Origin of the sequence: Burkholderia sp. BCC0097 (genome assembly GCF_902832985.1) — a bacterium.
Lineage (GTDB): Bacteria > Pseudomonadota > Gammaproteobacteria > Burkholderiales > Burkholderiaceae > Burkholderia > Burkholderia orbicola.
Genome location: NZ_CADFDM010000007.1, coordinates 238,748 through 262,386 on the forward strand (window position 1 = coordinate 238,748; position 23,639 = coordinate 262,386).

A 23,639-nucleotide genomic window follows, 5' to 3' on the forward strand; every position below is an offset into this window, starting at 1 on the left:
GCGAATGGTCGCAGAATCCGCCGCCGCCGTCGGTGCGGCAGACCACCTTGCACGGCTTCGATTGGATCGTTTTTCTGGATAATCCATCCAGCCGCGGCCGGCTGACCGGCGCGTCGCGCATGCCTACACTCCTAGCTTCGTTCAACGAAAAAAGGAGTCAACCGTGGCAACTCATACGCTCGCAGACAAGGTCGTCCTGATCGCAGGCGGCGCAAAGAATCTCGGCGGCCTGATCGCCCGGGACCTGGCGGGCCACGGCGCGAAGGCGGTGGCGATTCACTACAACAGCGCGGCGTCGCAGGCGCAGGCCGAGGAGACGGCCGCCGCGGTACGCGCGGCCGGCGCGGAGGCCGCGACGTTCCAGGCGGACCTGACGACGGCCGCCGCGGTCGAGAAGTTGTTCGACGACGCGAAGCAGCGCTTCGGCAAGATCGACATCGCGATCAACACGGTCGGCAAGGTGCTGAAGAAGCCGTTCACCGAGATCAGCGAGGCCGAGTACGACGAGATGTTCGCGGTCAACAGCAAGTCGGCGTTCTTCTTCATCAAGGAAGCGGGGCGGCACCTCGAGGATCACGGCAAGCTCGTCACGCTCGTGACGTCGCTGCTCGGCGCGTTCACGCCGTTCTACGCGGCGTACGAAGGATCGAAGGCGCCGGTCGAGCACTTCACGCGCGCGGCGTCGAAGGAATACGGCGCACGCGGGATCTCGGTGACGGCCGTCGGGCCGGGCCCGATGGACACGCCGTTCTTCTATCCGGCCGAAGGCGCCGATGCGGTCGCGTATCACAAGACGGCCGCCGCGCTGTCGCCGTTCAGCAAGACGGGGCTGACCGACATCGAGGACGTCGTGCCGTTCATCCGCCATCTGGTGACCGACGGCTGGTGGATCACCGGCCAGACGATCCTGATCAACGGCGGCTATACGACCAAGTAAGCAGGCCGCTCGCGGGCCGCGCGACGCACCGCACTGGCGCGTTTGCGTGGACAATGGACGGGCGCGCGGCCATGAGGCCACGCGCCCGTTTTCTCTGTGCCGCCGAAGCCGGCCGCGCTGCGCGGCGGCCGGCGGCGACCGTCGTTCGAACCCGGGCTTCCCGCCGATGGACAAGCTGGATCAGGTCAGGATCTTCCTGCAGGTTGCCGAGATGGGCAGCTTCATCAAGGCCGCGCATGCGCTCGACGTGCCGCGCGCGACCGTGTCGGCGGCCGTCCAGCAGCTCGAGACGGCGCTCGGCACGCGTCTGTTGCACCGCACGACCCGCCAGGTGCAGTTGACGGCCGACGGCGCGCTGCTGCTCGAACGCGGCCGGCGCCTGCTCGCGGAGGCCGACGAACTCGACCGCCTGTTTCGGCGCCGCGACCGCGACGTGGTCGGGCGGCTGAACGTCGACGTGCCGAGCCGGATCGCGCGCCGCGTCGTGGCGCCCGCGCTGCCGTCGCTGTTTCGCCGCTACCCGAAGCTGCAACTGTCGCTCGGCTCGACGGACCGTTCGATCGATCTCGTGCAGGAGGGCGTCGATTGCGCGATCCGCGTCGGGCGGCTCACGGACAGCAGCCTGGTCGTGCGGCCGCTCGGACAGTTCACGCTGATCAACTGCGCGAGCCCCGATTATCTGCGCGAGTGCGGCGTGCCCGAGGATCCGGATGCGCTCGCGCACGGGCACTGGGCGATCGGCTATGCGTCGCCGACGACGGGGCGCGAGCTCGGCTGGGAATACTGCGCGGACGGGCAGCGGCACACGCTGACGCTGCCGAGCCGCGTGATCGTCAACAACGCCGAAACCTATATCGCCGGCTGCATCGCCGGAATGGGGCTGATCCAGATTCCGCGCTTCGACGTCGAGCATCTGCTCGCAAGCGGCGCGCTCGTCGACGTGATGCCCGGCCACCGCGCCGAGCCGATGGACGTCTCGGCCGTGTATCCGCACCGGCGGCATCGCTCGAGGCGGCTCAACGCGTTCATCGAGTGGTTCGCGGCATTGATGGCCGATGCGTTGGACGACGCGGGCGCGAGCGGCAGCGGCGACTGACGGCGGCATCGTGCCGGTATCCGCGGGCCGGCCCGCAGCTTGCCGGCCGGTGACGTCGGCCGATTGGCACCGGCCAGCGAGGCGGCCCGTGCGACGAGCGCGCCGCGCGTACTCAGGCGGCGAACTGCCGCGTGCGCCCCGTGGCTCGCACGGCGTCGATCAGCGCGGCGCCCACGCCCGCGGGTTTCGATGCGAATGCGTAAAAGCGGGCGGCCGGCAGCGCCGGCAGGCCGTCATGCGGCCCGCATGCGCGCAGGCCGTCGCGCAACTGGCTGCGCGCGAGCGCCGTGACCGCGAAGCCGGCGAGCGCGGCCGACGTGCAGCCGGCCATGCTCGCGCTTTCGAACAGCACGCGAAACGGCCGCAGCGCCGCGGCGAGGGTAGATACCGCGGCTTCCCGGTACACGCACGGTTCCGGAAACAGCGCGAGCGGCACGCCTTCCTCGGCGTCGAGCGCCGTATCGGCCGCGAAGGCCCAGACGAGCGGTTCCTCCCACAGCAGTTCGCCGGGCGTGTCGACCTGTCGGCATTGCTTGCCGAACACGACGTCGAGCCGGCCGAGCGTCTGCTCCCGCAGCAGCGACGCGGTGATGCCGACTTTCAGTTCGATCGATGCGCGCGGATGGCGGTCGCGGAAGGTGCGCAGCACCTGCGGCAGCCACGTGCCCGCGAAATCCTCCGACGCGCCGATCCGCAGCGGCCCGTGCGCCGGCGCGCCGCGCAGCCGCGCGCGCACTTCGCGCTCCATGTCGACGATGTTGCGCGCGTAGGCGTACAGCGTGTCGCCGGCCGGCGTGAGCGCGATACGGCGGGTGGTGCGCGCCAGCAGCACGGTGCCGGCCGCCTGTTCGAGCCGCTTGATGTGCCCGCTCACCGCGGACGGCGTCAGCGCGAGGCGTTCCGCGGCCGGCGCGAACCCGCGGCGGTCGACGACTTCGAGAAAGGTGCGCAGCAGCGCGATGTCGAGCGTGGTCGACGCGGGGTCGGTCGGCGGTTGCATGGATCGATTCAACGCAATATTCGAAGAGTGAGTCATGATACTCCGTGAATCGTGATGAAAGGCCGACCTACCATCGTAGGTTCACGCTGATCTCACGGAGTACACGATGACGACCTATGCGCATGCGACGACCGTGTCGCTCGACGTTGCCTATCTCGAATGGAACCCAGGCGGCGAACGCGTGGCCGTGCTGCTGCACGGCTGGCCGGACAGCCCGGTCGGCTGGGAGACGGTGGCATCGGCGCTGGCCGCACGCGGCTACCGCGTGCTCGCACCTGCGTTGCGCGGCTTCGCGCCGACGCGCTTTCGCGACGCGTCCGTGCCGCGCAGCGGCCAGCTCGCCGCGCTCGGGCGCGACTTGCTCGAATTCGTCGATGCGCTCGGTATCGAGCGGCCCGTGCTGGTCGGACACGACTGGGGTGCCCGCGCGGCCGCGAACGCGTGCGGGCTGCGCGACGACGTCGCCTCGCAGCTCGTGATGCTGTCGGTCGGGTACGGCACCAACGATCCCGCCCAGCCGATGTCGCTGCAGCAGGCGCGCAATTACTGGTATCACTGGTTCATCGCGACGCCGCGCGGCGAGCAGGCGCTGCGCGACGACCGCCGCGCGTTCGCGCGCCTGATGTGGGATACGTGGTCGCCGCTGGGCTGGTATCGCGACAGCGATTTCGACGCGGCGGCCGTCGCGTTCGACGGACCCGACTGGATCGACGTCGTGCTGCATTCGTACCGGCAGCGCTGGGGTTTCGCGCCGGGCACGCCGGCCTATGCCGACGACGATGCGCGGCTGAACCCGGCACCCGTGCTGGCGGTACCGACGCTCGTGCTGCACGGCGGCGCGGACACCTGCAATCATCCGGACAGCTCGGCCGGGCGCGAGCGGTTCTTCGCCGGGCGCTACGAGCGGCAGGTGCTCGACGGCATCGGGCACTTCCCGCAGCGCGAATCCGCGGCGGCGGTCGCGGACGCGATTCTCCGGTTCTGCGAGCGGGGTTGACGCGCGCCGGCCGGTCCGGCGCGCGAAGGATCAGCCGCCGACACGCGGCGCGAGCAGATCGGCGAGCCCGATGTTCCTGAACATCTCGCGGCGGATGCGATCGCCGACGCGGAACACTTCCTCGGCGCCGTCCTGCGACGGGTCGACGAACACGCGGTAGGGGCGCTTGCCGGCCGGCGCCGCGACGATCTCGGCAATCGCCGTGGCGACGGCGCCGGCGTCGGCGTCCGCCGGTTCGAGCGCGGCGAGGCGCGTCAACGCCTGCTCGGCGACACCCGCGTACGGCCCGCCGTCGTAGGCTGCCTGCACGGCGGTATCGGCGGGCTTGCCCGCATGGAGGAAGTGATTCGTGCCTCGCGTGAACGCGCCCGGCACGACGATCGACGTTTCGATGCCCCAGCGCGAGAGTTCGGCGGCGTAGAAGTGAAAGGAAGCGCAACTGATCGAAAGAAAGCCCTTGGCGTGCAGGCACCGCTTGCTCGGAAGGCCGCCTGACGACAGCCCAGTTGAGAACTGCCTGAAGTTTTTGCCGGCGCCGAGTTGTCCGGGGTCAACGCGTCAATCGCCCCGCCTCTTGATACCGCCGGTCAACAATGAGATCGCGGTACCCAGTAGATCGTCGATGTGATCGACATCCAGTCGAAGGCTATCGGGGCGCCACATCAGGCTGATAACGCCATTCATCATTGCCCACAGGGCCGTCGACGCGTGTTCCGGCTCGACGTCTGCATCCACCCACCCTTCGTCGATACCTCGGCTGATCAATGCGGCCAATTTGGTGTTTTGCTGTCTGATCAGGGCAGCAATGCGCGCGAGCGCCTCCGGCTCATTCGGTGGTTCGACAAGGATACGGAACTGGTGCGGGCGCTCCTTGGCGAACCGCGCGTAAGCAGCCGCCACGCAACGCAGTTTCGTCTCGACATCGCCATCGGATGCATAGGCCGCGTCCATGTACTCGCGGTTTTCTTCCAACGCGCGCTCCGCCACGGCAATGAGCAACGCGGACCGACCACCGACACGGTTATAGAGCGTCTGCACTGCGACATCCGCTCGGGTCGCCACCGCCTCAGGCGTGACCGCGTCTAGTCCGCCCTCCGTCAGCAAAGTCTCGGCGGCTTCCAAGATCGCCAGGCGGGTCGCAGCAGCCCGGCGCTGAGTTCTCGATTCCATACGGGGGTTTACCTCACTAGATGGATCGCATTACAAAGTTAGAATGCATTACAACATTGGATTGAAATCTATTCTCGCACACCTTGGAGGGACACATGGCCGGGCGGAGAAGTGTCGAGTTCGTGGCTGGCGGCCGCGGTGAACATTGCCGTGGTTGGCTGTACGAGCCTCGCGGGACGGGCCCGTTTCCCGTCATCGTAATGGCGCACGGGCTGGGCGGAATCAAGGAAATGCGGCTCGACGCCTATGCACAACGCTTTTGCGCGGACGGCTATGCGTGCGTCGTGTTCGACTATCGACATTTCGGCGCGAGCGACGGCTCCCCTCGCCAATTGCTCGATATCGATCGTCAACTGGAAGACTGGTTGGGTGCGATCGCTTTTGCACGCGGGAACAGCAATCTCCGGCCGGATCAGGTGGTGCTGTGGGGAACGTCCTTCGGCGGCGGTCATGTGATTCTCTCTGCGACACGCGACCGGACTATTGCCGGGGCCATCGCGCAATGCCCGTTCACGGACGGGGTCGCGTCGTTGTTCGCGTTGAACTGGCGTAGCGCGCTCAAGGTCACCGCGCTCGCGCTATGCGATGTACTGCTATCCCTCGTCGGCAGGGCGCCGGTGATGGTGTCGACGGCGGGGCCGCCCGGTTCTGCCGCGTTGATGACCGCACCGGATGCCCTGGATGGCTATCTCGCGCTCGTCCCTGACGGTACTGCATTTCGCAATCAGGTCACGGCACGTTTCGGCCTGAACATCGTGCGGCACCGCCCCGGTCGCAAAGCGGGCGACATTTCCTGTCCGATTCTGTTTTGCGTTTGCGAAGCCGACTCCGTCGCTCCGGCGGGGCCGACGAAACGGTATGCCATGCGCGCTCCCAAAGGGGAAGTGCGCGCGTATCGGGCAGGCCACTTCGACATTTATGTGGGCAAGGACTTCGAACAGGTGGTCGCCGACCAGCTGGCGTTTCTCCACCGCCACGTTCCAACGAAGCAAGGAGGCGCACATGTCGACTTATAAGCTGGCGAACAAGGTGGTGGCCATTACCGGTTCCACCGGTGGCCTGGGATCGGCCTTGGCCGAAGCGCTGCACGCACGGGGCGCGCGTCTCGCTCTTTTCGACCTGGAGGCAGACAGGCTCACGGCGCAAACTCGCAACTTCGGCCACCCTTCCGACGTTCTTGGCTGGACCACCGACGTCCGCGATTTTGAAAGCCTCGAAGCCGCAATGGCCAATGCGGCGGATCACTTCGGTCAAATCGATGTGGTCATCGCAAACGCGGGCATTGACACCATGGCCCCGATGGCCACCCTCGACCCGGCCGCGTTTGATCGTGTCATCGACATCAACCTCAACGGCGTGTGGCGTACGTTCCGTGCCGGCTTGCCATTCGTCCAGCAACAGCGCGGGTACATGCTGGCGATTTCGTCAATGGCCGCGTTTGTGCATTCGCCGCTACAGGCGTCCTATACGGCAAGCAAGGCGGGCGTGTGGGCGATGTGCGACAGCATCCGTCTGGAGCTTCGTCATCTGGGTATCGGGGTCGGCAGCGCGCATCCGACGTTCTTCCCGACGCCCCTGATGGACGATGTCGTTGCCGATCCGGCCGGCCGGGCATTGTGGGGAGGCAACGATCGAGGCTTCTGGAAGATGATCCCGCGCGAGCAGGTCGTGCGGGACATCGTGGCAGGCATCGAGCGCCGCGCGGACATGATCGTCGTACCAAAGGTCAACACGATCGTGGCCAAGGCACCCGGCTTCTTCAGGCGCTTCGTCGAACGCGCCGGCTTTCGCGGCGAGGACATTGAACGCGCCATCAGTCTCGCGTCGGCAACCGGCTGGAACGATTCGGCCGCGCACGCTCCGGCGAAATGAATGGCAATCGGTGGCCGCGGCAACCGATTGGCTTCGCATGATCAGCGGAGCCGATGGCCCCGCATCCATCGCCCCGTGTTTGCGCGGCAATGGAAATCCAATAGCAGAGGAGCAGTACAAAGTGGCTTACGATCTTCATGGAAAAGTCGTGCTTATCACGGGTGCTGCAGGCGGCATTGGTGCTGCGACCGCGCGCGAGTTGCATGCATGTGGAGCACGACTCGTGCTAACCGATGTGACGCAGGCTTCGGTGGACCGCCTCGCAGCGGAGTTTGACCCGGAGCGCACGCTTGCACTGGCGCTCGATGTCACTGATGCGGCCGCCACAAAGGCAGTCATGCAACACGCCGTCGATAGATTCGGTCGCCTCGACATTGCGTTCGCCAATGCTGGTATCTCATGGCACGATTTGCCCGCCACCATGTACAGCTGCGACGAACAGGAGTTCGAGCGGATCGTCGAGGTCGACCTGCTCGGCGTTTGGCGCACGATCAAGGCGGCATTGCCGGAGATCGTGCGCAATCGAGGCCAGGTCCTGGTCGCCTCCTCGGCCTACGCGTTCGTGAACGGCATGGTCAACGCGCCTTACGCAGCGTCCAAAGCCGCAGTCGAGATGCTCGGGCGTTCACTGCGCGGCACCACACGGCACCTTGCCGGAATGAAAAAACCCGCGAAGCCTTGTGCTGTCGCGGGTTTTGGGACTTCCGGGAATTTCCCGGAACTATGTCATGGTGCCCAGGGCCGCACCCGCTAAATGTGGCTAAAAGCGTTACGGGTTCTGGATGTATGACATTATTCTCTGTCATCTTACCCCCAATCGTACCCCCGTATTCAGGTGGTGTATATGAGAAAATCCGGCTTCTTTGACGAAAGGTGAGACATGGAAGTACCTAAGCGCATTCGTTATCGCCGGCGTTTTTCGTATCACCCCGTGCCGTCCTTTGAGAAGGGCCTGCATGCAAATGTGCTGCTTAGACGCACCAAGCTTTACCCGCATCGAGTCGGATGGGAGTTCTTTTTAGTCGGTGCCCGAGCCATCCACGTCTTGACCGAATGGGATCGACGGACTGGAAAGTCGGATCGCCTTTACGGCGAGCTTCTGTCGGAGTTCTTCTCGCTGCGGCGAAGAGTCTGGCAGGCGCTTCCCGACGATCCAGCAGCCTTCGAGAGTGATGATGAATATGGGCGAGATCTGGAATACGTGTGGTATTCGGATCCTTGGGCTGATCTCGATGAACATCTTCATACACTGTCGCGCCTTTGGCTTGATGAGACGCGGCCGATCCCGCTTGACCATCCCATGAGTCTTGGGATTGCTAAAGAAGACCGTGCCGGGACGTTGGCGCGGAATTATGCAATTGCTGCGATGAGATATTTGGAGTTGGCGATATGGGCCGCAGCATCGCATTCCGGTGATCGTTCGATGCAATTCGCGATGAAGGCCAGTCACGTAATCGATCGCGCGGTGAATTTGACGTTCGACGCAGAGTCGGAGGCAATACGCAAACTGGCGCGTCGAGGTGGAAAAGCGCGACAGAAGGTCGACCCGAAGCAACAGGCAAAAGTCGACGTGTATGCGATGTGGCTAGAGTGGCAGAACAACAATAAGGCCATGTACGAAACGAAGTCGAAATTTGCACTCGCAGCCGTAAAGAAGCATGAGTTCGTCCTTGAAAGTACACAAACTGTAGAGCGCTGGCAGCGTCGCTGGGAAGACGGGAAGGATATTCCAGGCGGGGACTAACTTGACTTGTACTCTTCCGGCAAGATACGGATGCATCCGGTTGAGTACGTACTGGACAGCTCGTCAAAAGTAAGGAGTCAGCAAGTAGCGACGTAGCGCGTATTCGTTTGCTTGCAGATACTCGGGGACGTTCCGTGCGGTTTCGCATGGCTTTGTTCCCGGAGTTTGCATGCAGCAGAATGGATGTGGCACGAACAGCGCGCCTGAGCGCCTGATTAACTGTGAAGAGGTGCGTTCGCGCACCCAATTGTCGAAGACCGAAATCTACCGGCGCATGAACGCGGGAAAATTTCCTGCGAATGTGAAGCTTGGTCTGCGCGCTGTGGCATGGCGCGAAGCAGATATTGACGGTTGGATTCGCGACCTGGTGCAGCAGAGCGCTTTGAATCGCGGTGGTCGATAACGATGGTGTTGCGCCAAATCGCACGCGTTGCGCATCGTGGTCGGCAGGTCTATACTCCATGTACCGCTGAAACAGCAGCGGTCCGGATTGGCGTCCGGAATTTGTCAAGGCGGACAACCGCCAACAGGCGGTATTTTTTCGTCCGCAGCCATGTGCGCGCCTTCTTCAATGGTCGGGCCTTGGCAGGGGTGCGCTTGCGCACGCCGGTTTCCTTGACGCCGGTACGCCAACCCTGTCTTGTGCCCGGCCACCCCAATTGGCGTTGGGGGCCGGGTCCTTATACCGGTCAAGGAGGTCGCATCATGCGCCAAGCCCTCGCTCGTCCTGAGCAATCCAATTTTTCCACCAATTTGCTGTCGATCGTTCGCGCCGCGTTGCGCGACGCGGTGAATGCACCGAGCGACGTTGATGCGCTCGATATATCGGCTGCTGCATTGCTGGCTATCGTGGCTTGCCTCCAGGGCGAGGTGCGTCATGGCTAATCCGAGCAACGTGCGCGAACTGCCGAAGACGAATCCGACCATCGACGACCTGATGGACTTGATGGACCAACTCGATACGCGCTTGAGTGGTATCGGCAACCTGGCACGCGTGTGCGCGGATATCGCCGGCGACAAACAAGGCGGAACGGTACAGGTCGATGTTGCCGCTATGAGCGGCACGATGAGCTTCTTCGCGGCTGAAATCGCGTCCGCGCGAACCTCCATCACCGACATCTATCAGTCAGTCGGTGCGCTGCGTCACGGTCGTTGAGGGGATTGCTTATGACCGCGACTACAGAACGCGAACGCGCCGAACTGGCGCTGGCGACGATTCCGGCCGACGTGCCGCGCGATACGTGGTGGAAGGTCGCCGCGGCGCTGAAGCACGAGTTTGGCGACGAAGGTTTCGGCCTGTTTGACGCCTGGAGCAGGACCGCCGAGCGGTACGATGCGGCGGCTGCACGCGACACGTGGAAGTCGATGAAGCTGTCGGGCGGCATCCGGATCGGCACGCTGTATGCGCTGGCGAAAGACCATGGATTCGACCCAAAGGCCCATCGTCCCGCCGTTCGACGGGGCGGCGACGATGCGCGTCGCGAGCGCGAACGGCAGGCCCATGACGCCGAAACACAAGAAACGGCCGCGAAGCAACGCGCTCGAGCTGCGGATCGTGCACAGGCGCTTTGGGATGAAGCTGTCCCGGCGCCGGCCGATCATCCCTACCTGTCCCGCAAGGGTGTCGCGCCGCATGGGCTGCGTCTCTATCGCGGTTCACTGCGCGTAGGCGGCATGTCGTGCGATGGGGCGCTCGTGGTGCCGCTGCGCAATGCCGACGACGCATTGACGTCGCTGGAATTCCTGTCGTCGGATGGAGAGAAGCGGTTTCTGCCCGGTGGGGCAAAGGCTGGGTCGTTCTATCTGATCGGCGACGACATGCGTTGCATCGTGATCGCCGAAGGGTACGCAACGGCCGCATCGGCGGCTGCGGCCGGGTTTGCGTCGGCCGTTGCGTTCGACGCCGGCAACATGGCCCGCGTCGGGCGGGCGCTGCGGATTCGCTACCCGAGCGCGACGCTGGTTTTCGCCGCCGACAATGACGCGAAAGACGATGGCAGCAATCCGGGTGTGAAGGCGGCAACCGACGCGGCTGGTGCGGTGTCGGGCGTTGTCGCGACGCCGCCGGCCGGGCTCGATCTGAACGACCTGTACCAGAGGGATGGTCTGGCCGCTGTCCGCGCGCTGATCGACGCCGCCATGCCGCCGACCTGGCCGACGCTGGCCGACCGGCCATGCTGGCGCGTCTACGGCGATTGGATCGACGTTGAGGGCGTGCGCCGCAAGCCTGGCGTGTGGCATCACAACTTCAAGCAGCGTGAGGGGCAAGAGCCCGTCATGGTCGACGAGTGGATCTGTTCGCCGCTGTACGTCGACGCGACGACATCGGATCGCGAGGACGAGAACTACGGTTTCCTGCTGCGCTACGTGTCGCGTCGGGGCATGTGGAAGAAGTGGGCGATGCCGGCCGAAATGCTGGCCGGCGACGGTGCCGAAGCGCTCGGCATCATCCTGTCCGGCGGCGTCGAAATCTCGCAGCACAAGAAACGCGAAGTGCTGCGGTACGTCGCCAGTCAGCACCCCCGGCGACACATGCGGGCCGCGACGATGACGGGCTGGCACGAAGGCGCGTTCGTGCTTCCTGACGAGGTGATCGGCGCGGACGACGTGTGGTTTCAAGCGGCCGGCCGCACCGCGCCGTATGGAACGGCGGGCACGTTGGAAGGCTGGAAACAGGGGGTGGCCGCGCTGGCGTCGGGGAATCCGCTGCTGATGCTCGCTATCTCGTCGGGGTTTGCCGGCGTATTGCTCGATCCGCTCTGCATTGACGGCGCGGGCCTGCACATCTACGGCGATTCCAGTACCGGCAAGACAACCGCGCTCGTGGCCGGCATATCGGTATGGGGCGGGCATTCGTTCCGCCGGCAGTGGCGCGCGACCGCGAACGGCCTGGAAGGCGCGGGCACGATGCACACGGATACATTGCTCGCCCTGGACGAGATTGGCGAATGTGCGCCTCGTGACCTCTACGAGGCCGCGTATGCCCTTGCGAACGGCACGGGCAAGAGTCGGGCAAACAAGCACGGTGAGGCCCGTAGAGCGGCGCAGTGGCGCATCTTTGTGCTGTCGACCGGTGAAACGACCATCGCAGCTCGAATCGAGTCGGGCGGCATCGAGGCCAAGGCCGGCCAAGGGCTGCGGATTCTGGACATTCCGGTGTCCGGCAAGCATGGGCTGTTTGACGATCTGAAGGGCGCTGATTCTGGCGCGCGTCTATCGGACGCGCTGCGGGATGCCGCGTCGCGCCACTACGGGCACGCCGGCCGCATGTTCGCGAAATGCCTGGTATCGGAGCGCGGCCAGGGCAAGGAATTGTCCGAGCAGCTCGCGGCTGTCCTGGCGAAATTCGATGCGCCGGACGGGCAGGAGCGGCGAGCGGCTCGCGTCCTGGCGGTGGCCGCGCTGTCGGGCGAGCTGGCGATTCGGTTCGGCATTGTCGACTGGACGGCCGGCGAGCCGACCGAGGCCGCGATCCGTGCATTCCGTTCGTGGCAAGCGAACCGTGGGGCACGCGGCAGAAGCGCCGAGCATATGGGCGTCATGCAGGCGGTTTCCGACTTCATCGACCGATGCGGCGATGCTCGATTCTCCGACATTGACGCGAGCGGTGCGCCGCTGATGCCGATGCGTGACCGGGCTGGCTATTGGCGGATGGACGGCGGCCGCCGGCTGTACCTCTTCACGTCGGCCGGCATCAAAGAGGCGATCAAGGGCTATGACCTCAATCGGGCGCTTGCAGCGTTGGATACGGCCGGCGCACTGTCGAAGAAGCAGGGCGGCCAGCGCTCCGTTCCGGTTCGCGTGCCGGATGGGCGTCTCGTGCGCCTCTACTCGATCGACCCGGTGCAGCTTGATCCAGAGGGGTGAGCGGGCCTCGCCCATTTCGGTGCGGGGCGGCCGGCGCGATTGGATAGTGGGTCGCGCGCCCTGAATTTGGAAGTAACAGCAGTAACAGAAGTAATGCCATACAAATCATCGGGTTATGGCTGTCGAGTGGGAGTAACGGGGGAGTAACTGAGAAGTAACAGGACTCCCTTATCAGAGCACGAGCGGTCGGCTGTTACTGCCGTTACTTCCGCTGAGACTGCCGAAGTAACGGCATAACCCGATGATTTTTAAGGAAGTTACTGCTGTTACTGCCGTTACTTCGCAAAAATCGATAACGAACGTGGAATTGCGCTGATCGGCCACCCCACTGGTGCAATGTCGAACGGTCGATATAGCGAGGCGACGAAGCGGGAGCGCAGAGCTTATCTAGGGTACGTCGTGGGTCGATACGAGACGTTATTGAGATTAGCAGTACTTAGTGAAGCAGAGTAGTTGTGAAAGCAACCAAAAATCGCCCGGGTGCCGGTGACGGGATCGGGCATCAACCTGTGCGACAGCACATTTTTAGCGAGTGAAAACATGAATCGAGCTGGTAATTCGACGGTCAATTTTGTTGATCGGAAGGTGTTGCTGAATCAGGCGACAAAGGGCGAGTTGGAGCGTATCGAGGCGAATCTTCGGGGTGAGCTGAACGGCCGCGCCGGTTTCTCGGCGATGTCGACTGGGGGCAAGCGCGTGCAGGCGCTGGAGCACCTGAGTTCCCTGCGCGTGCTCTTGGCGTCGTTGGACGGCGAGTCCAGCGGAAAGGGCGCAGACGGTCTGACCGACTGCTGATCGCCGTATCGCATGAATTGTCGGCCATTCAAGTCGGATGGCCGATTACGTACCAAACCATTATTGAGAGGTTGATATGTCGTTTCGAAATTGGACGATTGAACGAGCGCAGCGCGTGCTGCGACGCGCGGGAGAGCTTGAGCGAGCAGGGAACATCACGATCGAAAGCATCGATCACGCGGCGGCCGCATTGCATGCCGCACGGGGGCACGTTGCACGTCTTGCGGATGCGCGCGAACGCCTGCAAGCGCGTGCGGGGGATTTTCAGGTCGCGAATGAGCGGCTCGACCAGCTGATGACCGCGAAGCGCGACGAGCTGGTTACGTCGGCCCGCGAAGGGCGCGAGCCGGATTATCGCGAGATCGATGCGCAGCTTGCAGATGTCCGCGCGGTCCTGGCGAACTATCGGGACGAGCAGGTTAATGTGCCGGCCGCACTTGCTGAACTCGACCGGCAATTGACCGAGGCTCGCGACACTGAACGGCTGACGCTTGAGGCGGCGCACGACTTCATGGACCGCCATTACGGCCAGGCATTCGCGGATGCTCGCGACGAGCTGATGAAGTTCGTTGAGGGGCCGCTGCGCATGAAATTGGAGCGCGTTTGGGCGATGTACCAAGTGCGGCGGGCATACAGCGAGCGGTCTGCTGGCGGTCGTGTAGCTAGTCCTGGCACGCCGGAACGGACCGTGACAACCGAAGGCGAAATGGACGCCCTTCTTGCGGCATTTGAGGCGCTCGGCGGCGTTGCGTTGCGTGACGCCGAGGTCTCCAAAATCGCGGCGAAACACGTCGACGAAATGCAGCGTCGCGGTATCGGTACGAGATTCGGGTATGGGGCTCCGGCCCGAGAAGAGGTTCCTAACCCGATTCAGATTCACATCGCCAAGCAAGTCATCGCACAGCACGAGACTGAAGCAAACCGAGGTGCGGCGCCGGTCGATGATTCAACGGATGACGCGCGTGCGAAGCGCCTGGACGCGCTGCACGAGCAGCGCATGAATGAAGTAGTGATGGGGGAGGGCGCGCTGTGAAATTTACCTGTCCACACTGCGGCGCTCGTTCGACATTCCGGACGACCCGCATGCTGTCCGAACTGACCAAAGAGGGTTACGCGGATTGTCGGAACCCGGATTGCGGCCATGGCTTCCGTGTGTTGAGTTCGATTACTCATACGACCCGCGCGAGTCGCCAGCCGAACGACGTGATAGCGCGACAGTTGCAGGTGGCGGCTCTGTCTGTGGATATGTCTTCGGTTCCACAGGCGCCGTATCAACTGTAGTCGAGGCGCCCTTTGACTTGCCGCGAACGCAATGCGTCGTGCTCCCTGACTGACGGCGCATCCCGTTCCCCCTTTGTGCCGGCCTGTGACGGGCTGGTGCAGAGGGGCATATGAATTCGCCACTGCGCACGTCCTCCCCGTCAACTTTGACAGGGTGGTTACATATCGATATCGCGTGCTACAGTCCCCGCGGATTTCGTCATAGGAGTCAGCATGGGATTCGCGTTCATTCGAGAGGGCGATCATACGGATCACGGTGGCACTGTACTGTCATCCGGAGCGATTACTTTCATCGACGGTCGGCCAATTGCGTTTGTTGGCACGATGGTCACCTGCCCGAAGTGCAAGGGAGTATTTCCGATCGTCACCAGCAAGAATCCCGGCATGAATTTCGACGGACGGCGAGCGGCATTTCAGGGGGACATGACCGCATGTGGCGCGACACTGATAGCTAGCCAGGGCAATGCCGTTGCGAACGTTCCCGTGGGTTCCGGCGGGACCACGATGTCAGCTCGGCATGAGGCTGATGACTCAACGGAGCGTTATCGCGGTCGATTCCAGGTCGTCGGCGCGGACGGGCAACCGGCCGCAAATAGCCCGTACAGCTTGCGAACGCCAGAGGGCCAGACCATCAGCGGCACAACCGATGCCGACGGTTACACTCAGTGGCATCACGCAGACTCGCCAGCCTCCCTGATATTCGGTCGGGAGAAGCCTGAATGAGCCACGACGTCCCTGGCGGAATGTCGGCCGAAGGTACGACGACTAAGGTGTATCTCGGCGGCGATCTCGATCAACAGGACAAAAAAATACTCTGCGGAGCGCTTTGCCAATGCAAGAAAGGCCCGAACATCAGCATCATCGGCGCCCGACTAAAGCAGGCATGCGTGGCGACGAAGCTGAACGCGCTGAATGCTAGGGGCGATAGCATTTACAAGCCCGAAGTCAGCTACAACATGAACGAATACCCGCCCGCGCCTATCATGTCGTCGCGAAACCCGCTTGAGCCGCACGGGTTTATTCCGAACTGGATCAAGGCACACTACCCGGAAGGCTACGTCCCTGGCGTTGGCTGGATTCGACGACCTGATGTCGTGATCGTCAAAGACCCCGGAAAGCCGCCCACGCAAGATAATCTATCCGGCGTGGTCGAAATGAAATTCCCGCCGGACAAACGTGACATCGAGCAGATAGCGGATTACCAGGAAATCGCAGGCCCGAACGCAAAGGTGACCGAACTCGACCCCGCGACCTGTGGCTGCCCTGACGATGGAGGCGAAGAGTCATCCAGTCCGACCGCCGACGCGCTGCGCGACGCCTTTTCGTCGATTGGAAGGCAGGTGAGGAAGCTGCTCAACCAAACCGGAGCTGGCCCCGCCCCAGGAGGCGGCATGCCCCCTCCCGTCACCGTTCCAGTTCGCTAACTGACATGACCGACAAAGCATTCATCGAATACGCGAAAGCACATCAGCTCGAAGCGCTGATTCCGGGCGGAGCGCTCGAACCGACCGACAAGCACGATTATGTCGGTGCTGCCGTCGTTGTGCGTGCCGCACTGTTCTTCCGCAACGCTGCGGACCCTGAAGTACGCCGGGCGATAGCGGAGTGCTACGAGCAATATCGCGAGATCGCGAAGGACGAGCTGAAATGGCTTTGGCAGGACGGGAAGGGGCCTGTCAAGATCAAGGGCGGAAACCTTCCCTCCGGCACATTCACGTCATACTCTGACAAGGCCGCACTGACCGCATACGTGACATCAGGGGATGCCTCGGCCGACGCCGGGTTCTGGCATTTTCAGGTGTTCGGTCAACAACGCTGGCGGGAGGCTCGCCCGCATGCAGGTCTGAACACGCTGACATTTTCCACGTCGCTGCTGTACGTCGCCGAGAACCCTACTGCGTTCCAGAAACTGTTCGTAGACTTCGCCCGTCGGCTCAAAGTTGTCAGTGGGTATGCCGGATACGCATTGAATCTCAGTCTCGCGAAAACCGCTGCAAACGTGCCGACGGAATATCAGCTCGCCAAGCAGATGATTGCCCTTGACGTTGGCGAACCGCTACTGCAGGCGGCACGCCTGCGTGACGGCATCAAGACGGTCGGCTGGCTTACCGCGCTCGACAAGGAACTGCTCGATAAGGCAGGTGGACTCGATACCCTGCGAAACGAACTGCCTCCTAACTGGTACGCGCTCTACGATCTGAACGGCGGCGTTGTGATTCAGGCCGGCCCGCGCCCTGAATCTGGCTCGTCGACCGACAGCAATGAGACCGGGCCACCCGTTCCCCCTCCGAACTATGTGATCCTCAACGCGGCCCTCAAATCGGTGCGCGTTCCTTCCGTGTGGCAGTTGCAAATTGGCCAGCCAGGCTCAGCGTCACCCTATTTCGCCACGACGGCCGAAAGCGATGACTGGCTGCGGCGCTTCGATGTACCGGACGATCAGCTCGTCGAGTACAAGGCGAAGCTACTGCATATGCCCACGCTAGCAGCTGACTGTGCGTTGCCGGATCGCCTATGAATGAGGCGATCCAGTAGGCTTAGAATCAAATTGACGGGCAAAGCCACGGGGGACGCGATGGGATTGCTGGGATTTGGCTCCAACAAGGAGCGCACATTGGCCGGTTTGAAACGTAGGGCCAAAGTCGGGTGCACGCTAACTATGATTGCGAATCAGTTACATGGCTCGGATATGGCAATTCCAGACCCAATCCTCGGGATTCCACGCAACATAGTCTCAGTCAGCCCGGACGGTTTGCTTTTCGATCCGAGAGGTCCCGGCGGCCACGATCGCTCCACATTCCTCTGGCCGCGTGAGCGTCAAGTTGGCTTCCTTGGCATGATCGCCAGCCCGTCTGGCGATCTAGCGGGCTTCGCGGACGATGACACATTCATCGTCGACTATCAGGTCTACTACAGCGTTTTCAGGCTCGGCAATTGACGCGTAGCCGCTATCGGCTTGAAGAGAACGCGGAGAGCCACGGATTTGCACCTTGAGAGAACGTCACAGATAGGTGAGGGATGGCGCGGCCGCCGTTGCGATACGCGCATCTAGATCTCTTCCTTTCCCCCTCCGTCGGTGGCGTCCGATTATGCGACAGCCTCGCGACGCAGCTGCCGCAGGCAACCGCCCCGCCCCTGGCACAAACATGCGTGCCCCCATCGTTCTAGCGCGTAAATAGGCTGATAATGGAGACGGCCCGCTTCGGGAAACGGGCTACCAACAACCAAAAACGCGCGAGAAAAATTATGGCGAGACCTACTGGCCCCATTACTGTTTGCGTAATAAACCTGAAAGGAGGTGTCGGAAAATCAACGATATCGACCCTTCTTGCCAGACATGCATTCACCCATAGGAAAAGTGACGTCCTTGCAATCGATCTCGATCCGCAGGCCAACCTGAGCCAGGCGCTCATGCGAAACGGGTATCGAGAGTTCCTTCGCGGAAAACGACCTTCGATAGTTGAAATCTTCAACGGTTATCTCCCGCCCAGTGTTGGTGGGTCGAAGCCGGGGACGTTGCCAGATGCTGCCGCAGTCGAAACCATTAGAGAGCTAGATGACCGCTCCCTACAACTCGTACCCTCGCGCTTTGATTTTGCTGATAATCTGACAAATGCATTGCGCCCCGATCCAAAGGTGCTTGCCAAATATCTTGCAGGTAATTTTGCCGGCAAGGATTTAATTATTATTGACTGCGCCCCAACTGAATCTATTCTCACACGCGCCGCATATCACGCCAGCGGGAAAGTTCTCGTGCCAGTAAAGCCGGAGTTCTTTGCTACAATCGGTTTTCCTCTTCTGAATCGATCGCTCGAAGATTTTCGGCATCAGAATCCCGCGCAAACCATTGAGGTTGCCGGTGTCGTCATCAATAACGCGTTCTATCACGGTGGGAATGACGGTGGTCCCGAAAAATTCGCCGCGATGTCTGACATTAAAACAGAGGCGGCAAAGAATAATTGGCCCATCTTTAAAAATGAACTACCATTTTCCAGGGGCTTTCCCAAGATGATGAGGGGGGATTATAGTTATCAGGGTAATTCCACCCAATTTAAATATTTCGCCAACGAATTTTTTAACTCTATTGGGCTTTGACTAACGGCATGAATGCAGCAAACAATCGGCGCAATAAATTTCTGATGCAGCGCCTTCAATTGCTAATGGATGAGTATGGCTTCGATGCCACTTTGTCGGCGTTGCACGAGCTTGCGCCAGGGCAAAGCTCCGGGCGCCGCTACGGCAGCCATAGCGCAGAGAAAGCTACACGTAATGCTCGTGCTATCGGCATGGTCGCCTTGGTTGATGCTATTGAGGGTGAAGGTGGCAAAAAGGCACTGCTTCACTTATTGGCATCACGCTTTGATGAAAAGAAATTTCTGCCATCAGTGAGCGATGCTCGGTCATTCATGGAGACGTATGGCGAAACTCCAAAGCTGAAGCAGCGCTCCGAAGCCGTGCGCCCTGTATTTCGGTTGCTAACTGAAATGTCGGCAGAAAGCTTAGAGAGAATCAAGTCGACGGACGTTAGCTGGGGAGTGTCTCGATTGGGTCCACTAGCGGACGCAATCAGGGATAGGGGGGCCGAAATGAGGTCCGCCACCCACGAGAGACGGGCGATTTCTGACGCTGAGTCCGGAAGTTCAAAGGAGAGTGATGCTCAACCCGAACCACAAAGCGGAACCATGCGCGAAAGCGAGGCTGACAAGCCCCAAAAGCAAGACGACAGTGGCACCGCCGAGAATTCTTCTCCTCACAAAACCGGGAATTGAGTGTCGCGCATGGCGACTATGTTACTAGTTGGACCGAAGCTCGTCGGGATGTCGGTAGATAGTGATTTCTACCCGTCTGCTGAAGCTGCATAGCCAAGGCGCATAAAAGTGCATGGAAGAATCGGGCCGCTTATCCCGGCGCGGTCCGTACTCAGCGGCCCTGAGCTGACTGTGCATAAGTGCATAAAAACCGTTCATTTTTGCGGGCAGGTGGGGCGGGGTCACAACTGCGCGCGCGGAGGCGCAGGCGGCATTGTTAGGGGGCGGGTGCAGCTCCGAGAATGCCCCTCCGGCGTGCCAGGAGGCCCGCCACGGCCTCGCGAGCGGGATGCAAAGGTAGCGGCCGGGCGTCGCGGATCCCCGGGAGCCGGGGAAGAGCGTCGGCGTGTCATGCACGGATGTCGTCGTCTATGTCGACTGGGTCGGCGGCAACGAAACACGATGTCGTAAAATTCCCTAAAACAACGAGTGGAAGCGCGCAAATGAACCTTGAGACCAACGTGCCGGAGGATTTGTGGGAAGCGGTAAGGGCCAACTACGAGAGAGGAAATTTTACTGGGTCGATTTTAGATGCCTTCTATTTTCTCAGCGAATTGCTTCGTCAAAAGTCGGGCGCAGAGGGGGACGGTGCGTCGCTGGTGGGGCAGGCTTTGGGTGGGGCAGCGCCTAAAATCAAGCTCAACAGGTTGCAAAGCGAATCCGAATGGAATGTGCAGAAGGGTGTAGAACAACTACTTCGTGGTTTCTATCAAGCATTCCGCAATCCGCGCAGTCATGAAAAAATATCTGACACTGAGAACGATGCGCGTATTTTGATTCTTTTTACCGGATATCTTGTCCGGCAGATCGACAAAGCCAAGTCGCAATTTTCGAGGCATGATTTTATTCGACGCGTCCTAGATCCTGATTTCGTTCCAAATTCGCGATATGCAGAACTCTTGGTGGAAGATGTGCCAGTTGGGCAGCGCCTTGAGGTGTTTTTGGATGCATATAGAGAAAAGGAGACGGTCAAAGGGGATCATTTACGTCATTTTTTTAACGCATTGTTGCCCACGCTTACTGCCGATGAGCGGATCCAAGTCGATCAGATTATCTCTGATGAACTGAAGACAACCGACGATGATGCGACGGTTCGCGCGGTGATTGGTTCTTTGGGTGGTGATATCTGGCCACGACTCGCGGAGGTGTCACGTCTGAGAATAGAGCATAAACTTGTGCGATCTGTTCAGGAGGGGCGTTTTGACTCGAAACAAAAGGTCTGTCGCAGCGGTGGTCTAGGTACCTGGGCGAGAAATTTGTTCCCTCATTTCTCTCTCAAGCGCGAGATGCTCGGCGCGATCACGGATAAACTTCGCTCCGGAAATCGGGCGGAGGAAGATTATGTGTTTCAGTACTTGTTCCCGGCCATAGGAGATTTGCATAGTTCGATTCCGGCTACGCTCGATATCGTTTTTAAGGCGAGAATTCGAAATGGAAGCGAAAGATTCCATGCGGCACTCACGGTCTATTCTCCATGGGAAAAGGGGGTGTGGAGTAAGGATCTTACTAAGGCTGTCGATGAATTTAAAGCCTCGCCTGACTTCGATGAGATGGATGACGATATTCCGTTCTAGCAATAGGTGATTTTTCCCCTTCGGGCGGAGTGCGAAATTTCATGTGCCGTCTCTTGTGGATCGGTGAGCGACATCCACGGAAATCGACGTACATTCCTAAAAAAGTCGCCTGCACGGAAGTGACCGGCGACTTTGCTCCTGGCATCCTGCAAATAGTCAGGCAGCGCGAGGTGTGCCGACGTCTATCGGTTTAACGTTCGCTCCGCTTTGCTGGTCGAGGTAGTCACCCCACCATTGCATCATGCGATGCCGCTCTGGCAGATGCTGCGCATGGTTGTACGCAGCCCGGATGCTGTTTTGCTCGGTGTGTGCGAGTTGGCGCTCGATCCAGTCCGGGTTGAAGCCGCGCTCGTTGAGGATGGTCGACGCGAGTCCACGGAATCCATGTCCCGTCATGCGGCCATGGAAGCCCATGCGATAAAGCGCGTACAGAATCGTGTTTTCGCTGATGGGCTGCTCCGGGTTGCGAGGGCTCGGCAGCAACCAGCGCTTGTTCGTCGTCGTGTCGCGGATTGCCTGAATGACGGCGAGCGCCTGCTTCGATAGCGGCACGATGTGCGGCTGACGCATTTTCATGCGCGGAGCCGGGATGCGCCACTCAGCGCGCTCCAGGTCGAATTCCGACCATTCCGCGAAGCGGAGTTCGACGGTGCGCACGAACGTGAGGGAGAGAAGGCGCAACGCGAGCTTGGTTCGCCTGTCGCCGTCATAGCCGTCAATAGCCGCCAGCAGTTCCGGCAATTCGCCCTCACTGACGCGGGCCATGTTCTTCACTGCTCTCGTCTTGAGCGCTCCGCGCAGGTCGGGCGACGGGTCGCGCTCCGCTTTGCCCACGGCGATTGCATATCGAAACACCTGGCCGCATGTCTGGTGCGTCTTACGGGAGGTTTCAAGCGCACCCCGACTCTCGATACGCCGGATCACGGCTAGAAGCTCTGGCGCGGAAATTTCGGAGATGGGGCGCCGCCCGAGATGTGGGAATACGTCTTTTTCGAGTCGATCCATGACGCGATGGGCGTGATCGACGCTCCACGTGCCGCGCTGCATTTCATGCCATTCGCGGGCCACGGTTTCGAACGTATTCTGCGCGGCGACGATTTGGGCGTGACGAGACATGTCGCGCTGCATCGCTGGATCGAGTCCGGCCGTGAGCGTGCGCTTGGCCTCGTCGCGCTTGGCGCGAGCTTCGGCGAGGGAAACGAGGGGATAGTCCCCGAACGTCAGGAGGTTTTCTTTGCCGTTGAAGCGGTATTTGAGACGCCACTTCTTTGCGCCGCTGGCGCGAAGCTCAAGGAACAAGCCGCCGCCGTCAAACAGCTTGTTGCCGGTGCCGTTGGCCGTGTAGCGGGCGGTACGGCATCGGAGGTCGGTGAGGGGTGTTGAAAGCATATGTTGGTCCCTGTCGTCGGCTTACCCCCAAATCGGTAAACCGTACCCCCGATCTTACCCCCGATTTTTTGGGTTTCCCCGGCCCCTCTCGGAACCTCCTGAAACCAAAAAACCCGCGAAAGCCTAGAGCTGACGCGGGTTTCGGTACTTCCGGGAACCTCCCGGAACTATGTATTGGTGCCCAGGGCCGCACCCGCTAAATGTGGCTAAAAGCGTTACGGGTTCTGGATGTATGACATTATTCTCTGTCATCTTACCCCCAATCGTACCCCCGTATTCAGGTGGTGTATATGAGAAAATCCGGCTTCTTTGACGAAAGGTGAGACATGGAAGTACCTAAGCGCATTCGTTATCGCCGGCGTTTTTCGTATCACCCCGTGCCGTCCTTTGAGAAGGGCCTGCATGCAAATGTGCTGCTTAGACGCACCAAGCTTTACCCGCATCGAGTCGGATGGGAGTTCTTTTTAGTCGGTGCCCGAGCCATCCACGTCTTGACCGAATGGGATCGACGGACTGGAAAGTCGGATCGCCTTTACGGCGAGCTTCTGTCGGAGTTCTTCTCGCTGCGGCGAAGAGTCTGGCAGGCGCTTCCCGACGATCCAGCAGCCTTCGAGAGTGATGATGAATATGGGCGAGATCTGGAATACGTGTGGTATTCGGATCCTTGGGCTGATCTCGATGAACATCTTCATACACTGTCGCGCCTTTGGCTTGATGAGACGCGNCGCGCTGCATCGCTGGATCGAGTCCGGCCGTGAGCGTGCGCTTGGCCTCGTCGCGCTTGGCGCGAGCTTCGGCGAGGGAAACGAGGGGATAGTCCCCGAACGTCAGGAGGTTTTCTTTGCCGTTGAAGCGGTATTTGAGACGCCACTTCTTTGCGCCGCTGGCGCGAAGCTCAAGGAACAAGCCGCCGCCGTCAAACAGCTTGTTGCCGGTGCCGTTGGCCGTGTAGCGGGCGGTACGGCATCGGAGGTCGGTGAGGGGTGTTGAAAGCATATGTTGGTCCCTGTCGTCGGCTTACCCCCAAATCGGTAAACCGTACCCCCGATCTTACCCCCGATTTTTTGGGTTTCCCCGGCCCCTCTCGGAACCTCCTGAAACCAAAAAAC

The 23,639-nt window shown here is 61.2% G+C and carries 24 protein-coding genes and 1 pseudogene; 20 read left to right on the forward strand and 5 right to left on the reverse strand.

The genetic code is table 11. The annotated features are described in order from the left end of the window. Nucleotides 1-163: 163 nt before the first annotated feature. Nucleotides 164-937 (forward strand): SDR family oxidoreductase, encoded by a 774-nt coding sequence (locus HWX07_RS24245; RefSeq protein ID WP_006478064.1) that lies wholly within the window; start codon nt 164-166, stop codon nt 935-937. Between the two features lie 166 nt (nt 938-1,103). Beyond that, nucleotides 1,104-2,033 carry a LysR family transcriptional regulator gene (locus HWX07_RS24250; protein ID WP_175877935.1) on the forward strand — a complete coding sequence of 310 codons (930 nt, stop codon included), beginning with the start codon at nt 1,104-1,106 and terminating at the stop codon, nt 2,031-2,033. A gap of 112 nt (nt 2,034-2,145) precedes the next feature. Here the strand turns inward: HWX07_RS24250 and HWX07_RS24255 are convergent, their stop codons facing one another. Continuing rightward, nucleotides 2,146-3,033 carry a LysR substrate-binding domain-containing protein gene (locus tag HWX07_RS24255; protein ID WP_175877936.1) on the reverse strand — a complete coding sequence of 296 codons (888 nt, stop codon included), beginning with the start codon at nt 3,031-3,033 and terminating at the stop codon, nt 2,146-2,148. Between the two features lie 106 nt (nt 3,034-3,139). Here HWX07_RS24255 and HWX07_RS24260 point away from each other — a divergent pair, with 106 nt between their 5' ends. Continuing rightward, complete coding sequence (locus HWX07_RS24260) at nt 3,140-4,030, forward strand: alpha/beta hydrolase (protein WP_175877937.1); 891 nt, start codon at nt 3,140-3,142, stop codon at nt 4,028-4,030. Between the two features lie 30 nt (nt 4,031-4,060). Here the strand turns inward: HWX07_RS24260 and HWX07_RS24265 are convergent. Together HWX07_RS24265 and HWX07_RS24270 are read right to left on the reverse strand one after the other, a co-directional pair. Further along, nucleotides 4,061-4,450 (reverse strand): annotated as a pseudogene (locus tag HWX07_RS24265) (oxidoreductase); the annotation flags it as partial. Nucleotides 4,451-4,588: 138 nt separating this feature from the next. Next, nucleotides 4,589-5,200 (reverse strand): TetR/AcrR family transcriptional regulator, encoded by a 612-nt coding sequence (locus HWX07_RS24270; protein WP_175877938.1) that lies wholly within the window; start codon nt 5,198-5,200, stop codon nt 4,589-4,591. Between the two features lie 95 nt (nt 5,201-5,295). Here HWX07_RS24270 and HWX07_RS24275 point away from each other — a divergent pair, with 95 nt between their 5' ends. The 17 genes from HWX07_RS24275 (at nt 5,296) to HWX07_RS24360 (ending at nt 21,141) form a co-directional block, all read left to right on the forward strand. Then, the gene (locus HWX07_RS24275) at nt 5,296-6,216 is read left to right on the forward strand and encodes an alpha/beta fold hydrolase (RefSeq protein WP_175877939.1); all 921 of its coding nucleotides are present in this window, start codon (nt 5,296-5,298) and stop codon (nt 6,214-6,216) included. Next, nucleotides 6,203-7,072, forward strand: coding sequence for an SDR family NAD(P)-dependent oxidoreductase (locus HWX07_RS24280; protein ID WP_175877940.1), 870 nt, complete (start codon nt 6,203-6,205; stop codon nt 7,070-7,072). Before HWX07_RS24275 ends, HWX07_RS24280 begins: the two co-directional genes overlap by 14 nt. A 121-nt stretch (nt 7,073-7,193) precedes the next feature. Next, entirely contained in the window at nt 7,194-7,826 is a 633-nt protein-coding gene (locus tag HWX07_RS24285; RefSeq protein ID WP_244130027.1) for an SDR family NAD(P)-dependent oxidoreductase, read from the forward strand. A gap of 126 nt (nt 7,827-7,952) precedes the next feature. Then, nucleotides 7,953-8,816: a hypothetical protein gene (locus HWX07_RS24290; RefSeq protein WP_175877941.1), complete on the forward strand. Its 864-nt coding sequence runs from the start codon at nt 7,953-7,955 to the stop codon at nt 8,814-8,816. Between the two features lie 169 nt (nt 8,817-8,985). Further along, nucleotides 8,986-9,219 (forward strand): AlpA family phage regulatory protein, encoded by a 234-nt coding sequence (locus HWX07_RS24295; RefSeq protein WP_175877942.1) that lies wholly within the window; start codon nt 8,986-8,988, stop codon nt 9,217-9,219. A 302-nt stretch (nt 9,220-9,521) separates the two neighbouring features. After that, nucleotides 9,522-9,701 carry a hypothetical protein gene (locus tag HWX07_RS24300; RefSeq protein WP_175877943.1) on the forward strand — a complete coding sequence of 60 codons (180 nt, stop codon included), beginning with the start codon at nt 9,522-9,524 and terminating at the stop codon, nt 9,699-9,701. Further along, the gene (locus HWX07_RS24305) at nt 9,694-9,972 is read left to right on the forward strand and encodes a hypothetical protein (RefSeq protein WP_175877944.1); all 279 of its coding nucleotides are present in this window, start codon (nt 9,694-9,696) and stop codon (nt 9,970-9,972) included. The genes HWX07_RS24300 and HWX07_RS24305 overlap by 8 nt, the downstream gene beginning before the upstream one ends. 11 nt (nt 9,973-9,983) lie before the next feature. Further along, on the forward strand, nt 9,984-12,683 hold the full coding sequence (locus tag HWX07_RS24310) for a DUF927 domain-containing protein (RefSeq protein ID WP_175877945.1): 2,700 nt from the start codon (nt 9,984-9,986) through the stop codon (nt 12,681-12,683). A 540-nt stretch (nt 12,684-13,223) separates the two neighbouring features. Further along, the gene (locus HWX07_RS24315; RefSeq protein ID WP_175751458.1) at nt 13,224-13,478 is read left to right on the forward strand and encodes a hypothetical protein; all 255 of its coding nucleotides are present in this window, start codon (nt 13,224-13,226) and stop codon (nt 13,476-13,478) included. A 76-nt stretch (nt 13,479-13,554) separates the two neighbouring features. Beyond that, a complete protein-coding gene (locus HWX07_RS24320; RefSeq protein WP_175877946.1) occupies nt 13,555-14,511 on the forward strand; it encodes a hypothetical protein in 957 nt (318 codons plus the stop codon). Nucleotides 14,512-14,972: 461 nt separating this feature from the next. Then, nucleotides 14,973-15,482, forward strand: coding sequence for a PAAR domain-containing protein (locus HWX07_RS24330; protein WP_175877948.1), 510 nt, complete (start codon nt 14,973-14,975; stop codon nt 15,480-15,482). Further along, nucleotides 15,479-16,183, forward strand: coding sequence for a VRR-NUC domain-containing protein (locus HWX07_RS24335; RefSeq protein WP_175877949.1), 705 nt, complete (start codon nt 15,479-15,481; stop codon nt 16,181-16,183). Before HWX07_RS24330 ends, HWX07_RS24335 begins: the two co-directional genes overlap by 4 nt. A gap of 5 nt (nt 16,184-16,188) precedes the next feature. Further along, on the forward strand, nt 16,189-17,277 hold the full coding sequence (locus HWX07_RS24340; protein WP_175877950.1) for a type VI immunity family protein: 1,089 nt from the start codon (nt 16,189-16,191) through the stop codon (nt 17,275-17,277). Between the two features lie 57 nt (nt 17,278-17,334). Beyond that, nucleotides 17,335-17,697, forward strand: coding sequence for a hypothetical protein (locus HWX07_RS24345; RefSeq protein WP_175877951.1), 363 nt, complete (start codon nt 17,335-17,337; stop codon nt 17,695-17,697). 308 nt (nt 17,698-18,005) lie between these two features. Continuing rightward, nucleotides 18,006-18,854 carry a ParA family protein gene (locus HWX07_RS24350; protein WP_175877952.1) on the forward strand — a complete coding sequence of 283 codons (849 nt, stop codon included), beginning with the start codon at nt 18,006-18,008 and terminating at the stop codon, nt 18,852-18,854. An 8-nt stretch (nt 18,855-18,862) separates the two neighbouring features. After that, a complete protein-coding gene (locus HWX07_RS24355; RefSeq protein ID WP_175877953.1) occupies nt 18,863-19,528 on the forward strand; it encodes a hypothetical protein in 666 nt (221 codons plus the stop codon). A gap of 482 nt (nt 19,529-20,010) precedes the next feature. Beyond that, a complete protein-coding gene (locus HWX07_RS24360) occupies nt 20,011-21,141 on the forward strand; it encodes a TIGR02391 family protein (RefSeq protein WP_175877954.1) in 1,131 nt (376 codons plus the stop codon). Between the two features lie 156 nt (nt 21,142-21,297). Here the strand turns inward: HWX07_RS24360 and HWX07_RS24365 are convergent, their stop codons facing one another. Then, nucleotides 21,298-22,530: an integrase arm-type DNA-binding domain-containing protein gene (locus tag HWX07_RS24365; protein ID WP_175877955.1), complete on the reverse strand. Its 1,233-nt coding sequence runs from the start codon at nt 22,528-22,530 to the stop codon at nt 21,298-21,300. A gap of 417 nt (nt 22,531-22,947) precedes the next feature. Beyond that, complete coding sequence (locus HWX07_RS37265; RefSeq protein WP_175877956.1) at nt 22,948-23,526, reverse strand: Arm DNA-binding domain-containing protein; 579 nt, start codon at nt 23,524-23,526, stop codon at nt 22,948-22,950. Nucleotides 23,527-23,639 lie beyond the last annotated feature (113 nt).

Bases quoted from the DNA above. Each gene is read 5' to 3' on its own strand.
- HWX07_RS24340 (WP_175877950.1), top strand. From the start codon at position 16,189: ATGACCGACAAAGCATTCATCGAATACGCGAAAGCACATCAGCTCGAA.
- HWX07_RS24295 (WP_175877942.1), top strand. From the start codon at position 8,986: ATGCAGCAGAATGGATGTGGCACGAACAGCGCGCCTGAGCGCCTGATT.
- HWX07_RS24360 (WP_175877954.1), top strand. From the start codon at position 20,011: ATGAACCTTGAGACCAACGTGCCGGAGGATTTGTGGGAAGCGGTAAGG.
- HWX07_RS24305 (WP_175877944.1), top strand. From the start codon at position 9,694: ATGGCTAATCCGAGCAACGTGCGCGAACTGCCGAAGACGAATCCGACC.
- HWX07_RS24250 (WP_175877935.1), top strand. From the start codon at position 1,104: ATGGACAAGCTGGATCAGGTCAGGATCTTCCTGCAGGTTGCCGAGATG.
- HWX07_RS24350 (WP_175877952.1), top strand. From the start codon at position 18,006: ATGGCGAGACCTACTGGCCCCATTACTGTTTGCGTAATAAACCTGAAA.
- HWX07_RS24345 (WP_175877951.1), top strand. From the start codon at position 17,335: ATGGGATTGCTGGGATTTGGCTCCAACAAGGAGCGCACATTGGCCGGT.
- HWX07_RS24355 (WP_175877953.1), top strand. From the start codon at position 18,863: ATGAATGCAGCAAACAATCGGCGCAATAAATTTCTGATGCAGCGCCTT.
- HWX07_RS24335 (WP_175877949.1), top strand. From the start codon at position 15,479: ATGAGCCACGACGTCCCTGGCGGAATGTCGGCCGAAGGTACGACGACT.
- HWX07_RS24365 (WP_175877955.1), bottom strand. From the start codon at position 22,530: ATGCTTTCAACACCCCTCACCGACCTCCGATGCCGTACCGCCCGCTAC.
- HWX07_RS24290 (WP_175877941.1), top strand. From the start codon at position 7,953: ATGGAAGTACCTAAGCGCATTCGTTATCGCCGGCGTTTTTCGTATCAC.
- HWX07_RS24310 (WP_175877945.1), top strand. From the start codon at position 9,984: ATGACCGCGACTACAGAACGCGAACGCGCCGAACTGGCGCTGGCGACG.
- HWX07_RS24280 (WP_175877940.1), top strand. From the start codon at position 6,203: ATGTCGACTTATAAGCTGGCGAACAAGGTGGTGGCCATTACCGGTTCC.
- HWX07_RS24270 (WP_175877938.1), bottom strand. From the start codon at position 5,200: ATGGAATCGAGAACTCAGCGCCGGGCTGCTGCGACCCGCCTGGCGATC.
- HWX07_RS24260 (WP_175877937.1), top strand. From the start codon at position 3,140: ATGACGACCTATGCGCATGCGACGACCGTGTCGCTCGACGTTGCCTAT.
- HWX07_RS24320 (WP_175877946.1), top strand. From the start codon at position 13,555: ATGTCGTTTCGAAATTGGACGATTGAACGAGCGCAGCGCGTGCTGCGA.
- HWX07_RS24275 (WP_175877939.1), top strand. From the start codon at position 5,296: ATGGCCGGGCGGAGAAGTGTCGAGTTCGTGGCTGGCGGCCGCGGTGAA.
- HWX07_RS24330 (WP_175877948.1), top strand. From the start codon at position 14,973: ATGGGATTCGCGTTCATTCGAGAGGGCGATCATACGGATCACGGTGGC.
- HWX07_RS24300 (WP_175877943.1), top strand. From the start codon at position 9,522: ATGCGCCAAGCCCTCGCTCGTCCTGAGCAATCCAATTTTTCCACCAAT.
- HWX07_RS24255 (WP_175877936.1), bottom strand. From the start codon at position 3,033: ATGCAACCGCCGACCGACCCCGCGTCGACCACGCTCGACATCGCGCTG.
- HWX07_RS24315 (WP_175751458.1), top strand. From the start codon at position 13,224: ATGAATCGAGCTGGTAATTCGACGGTCAATTTTGTTGATCGGAAGGTG.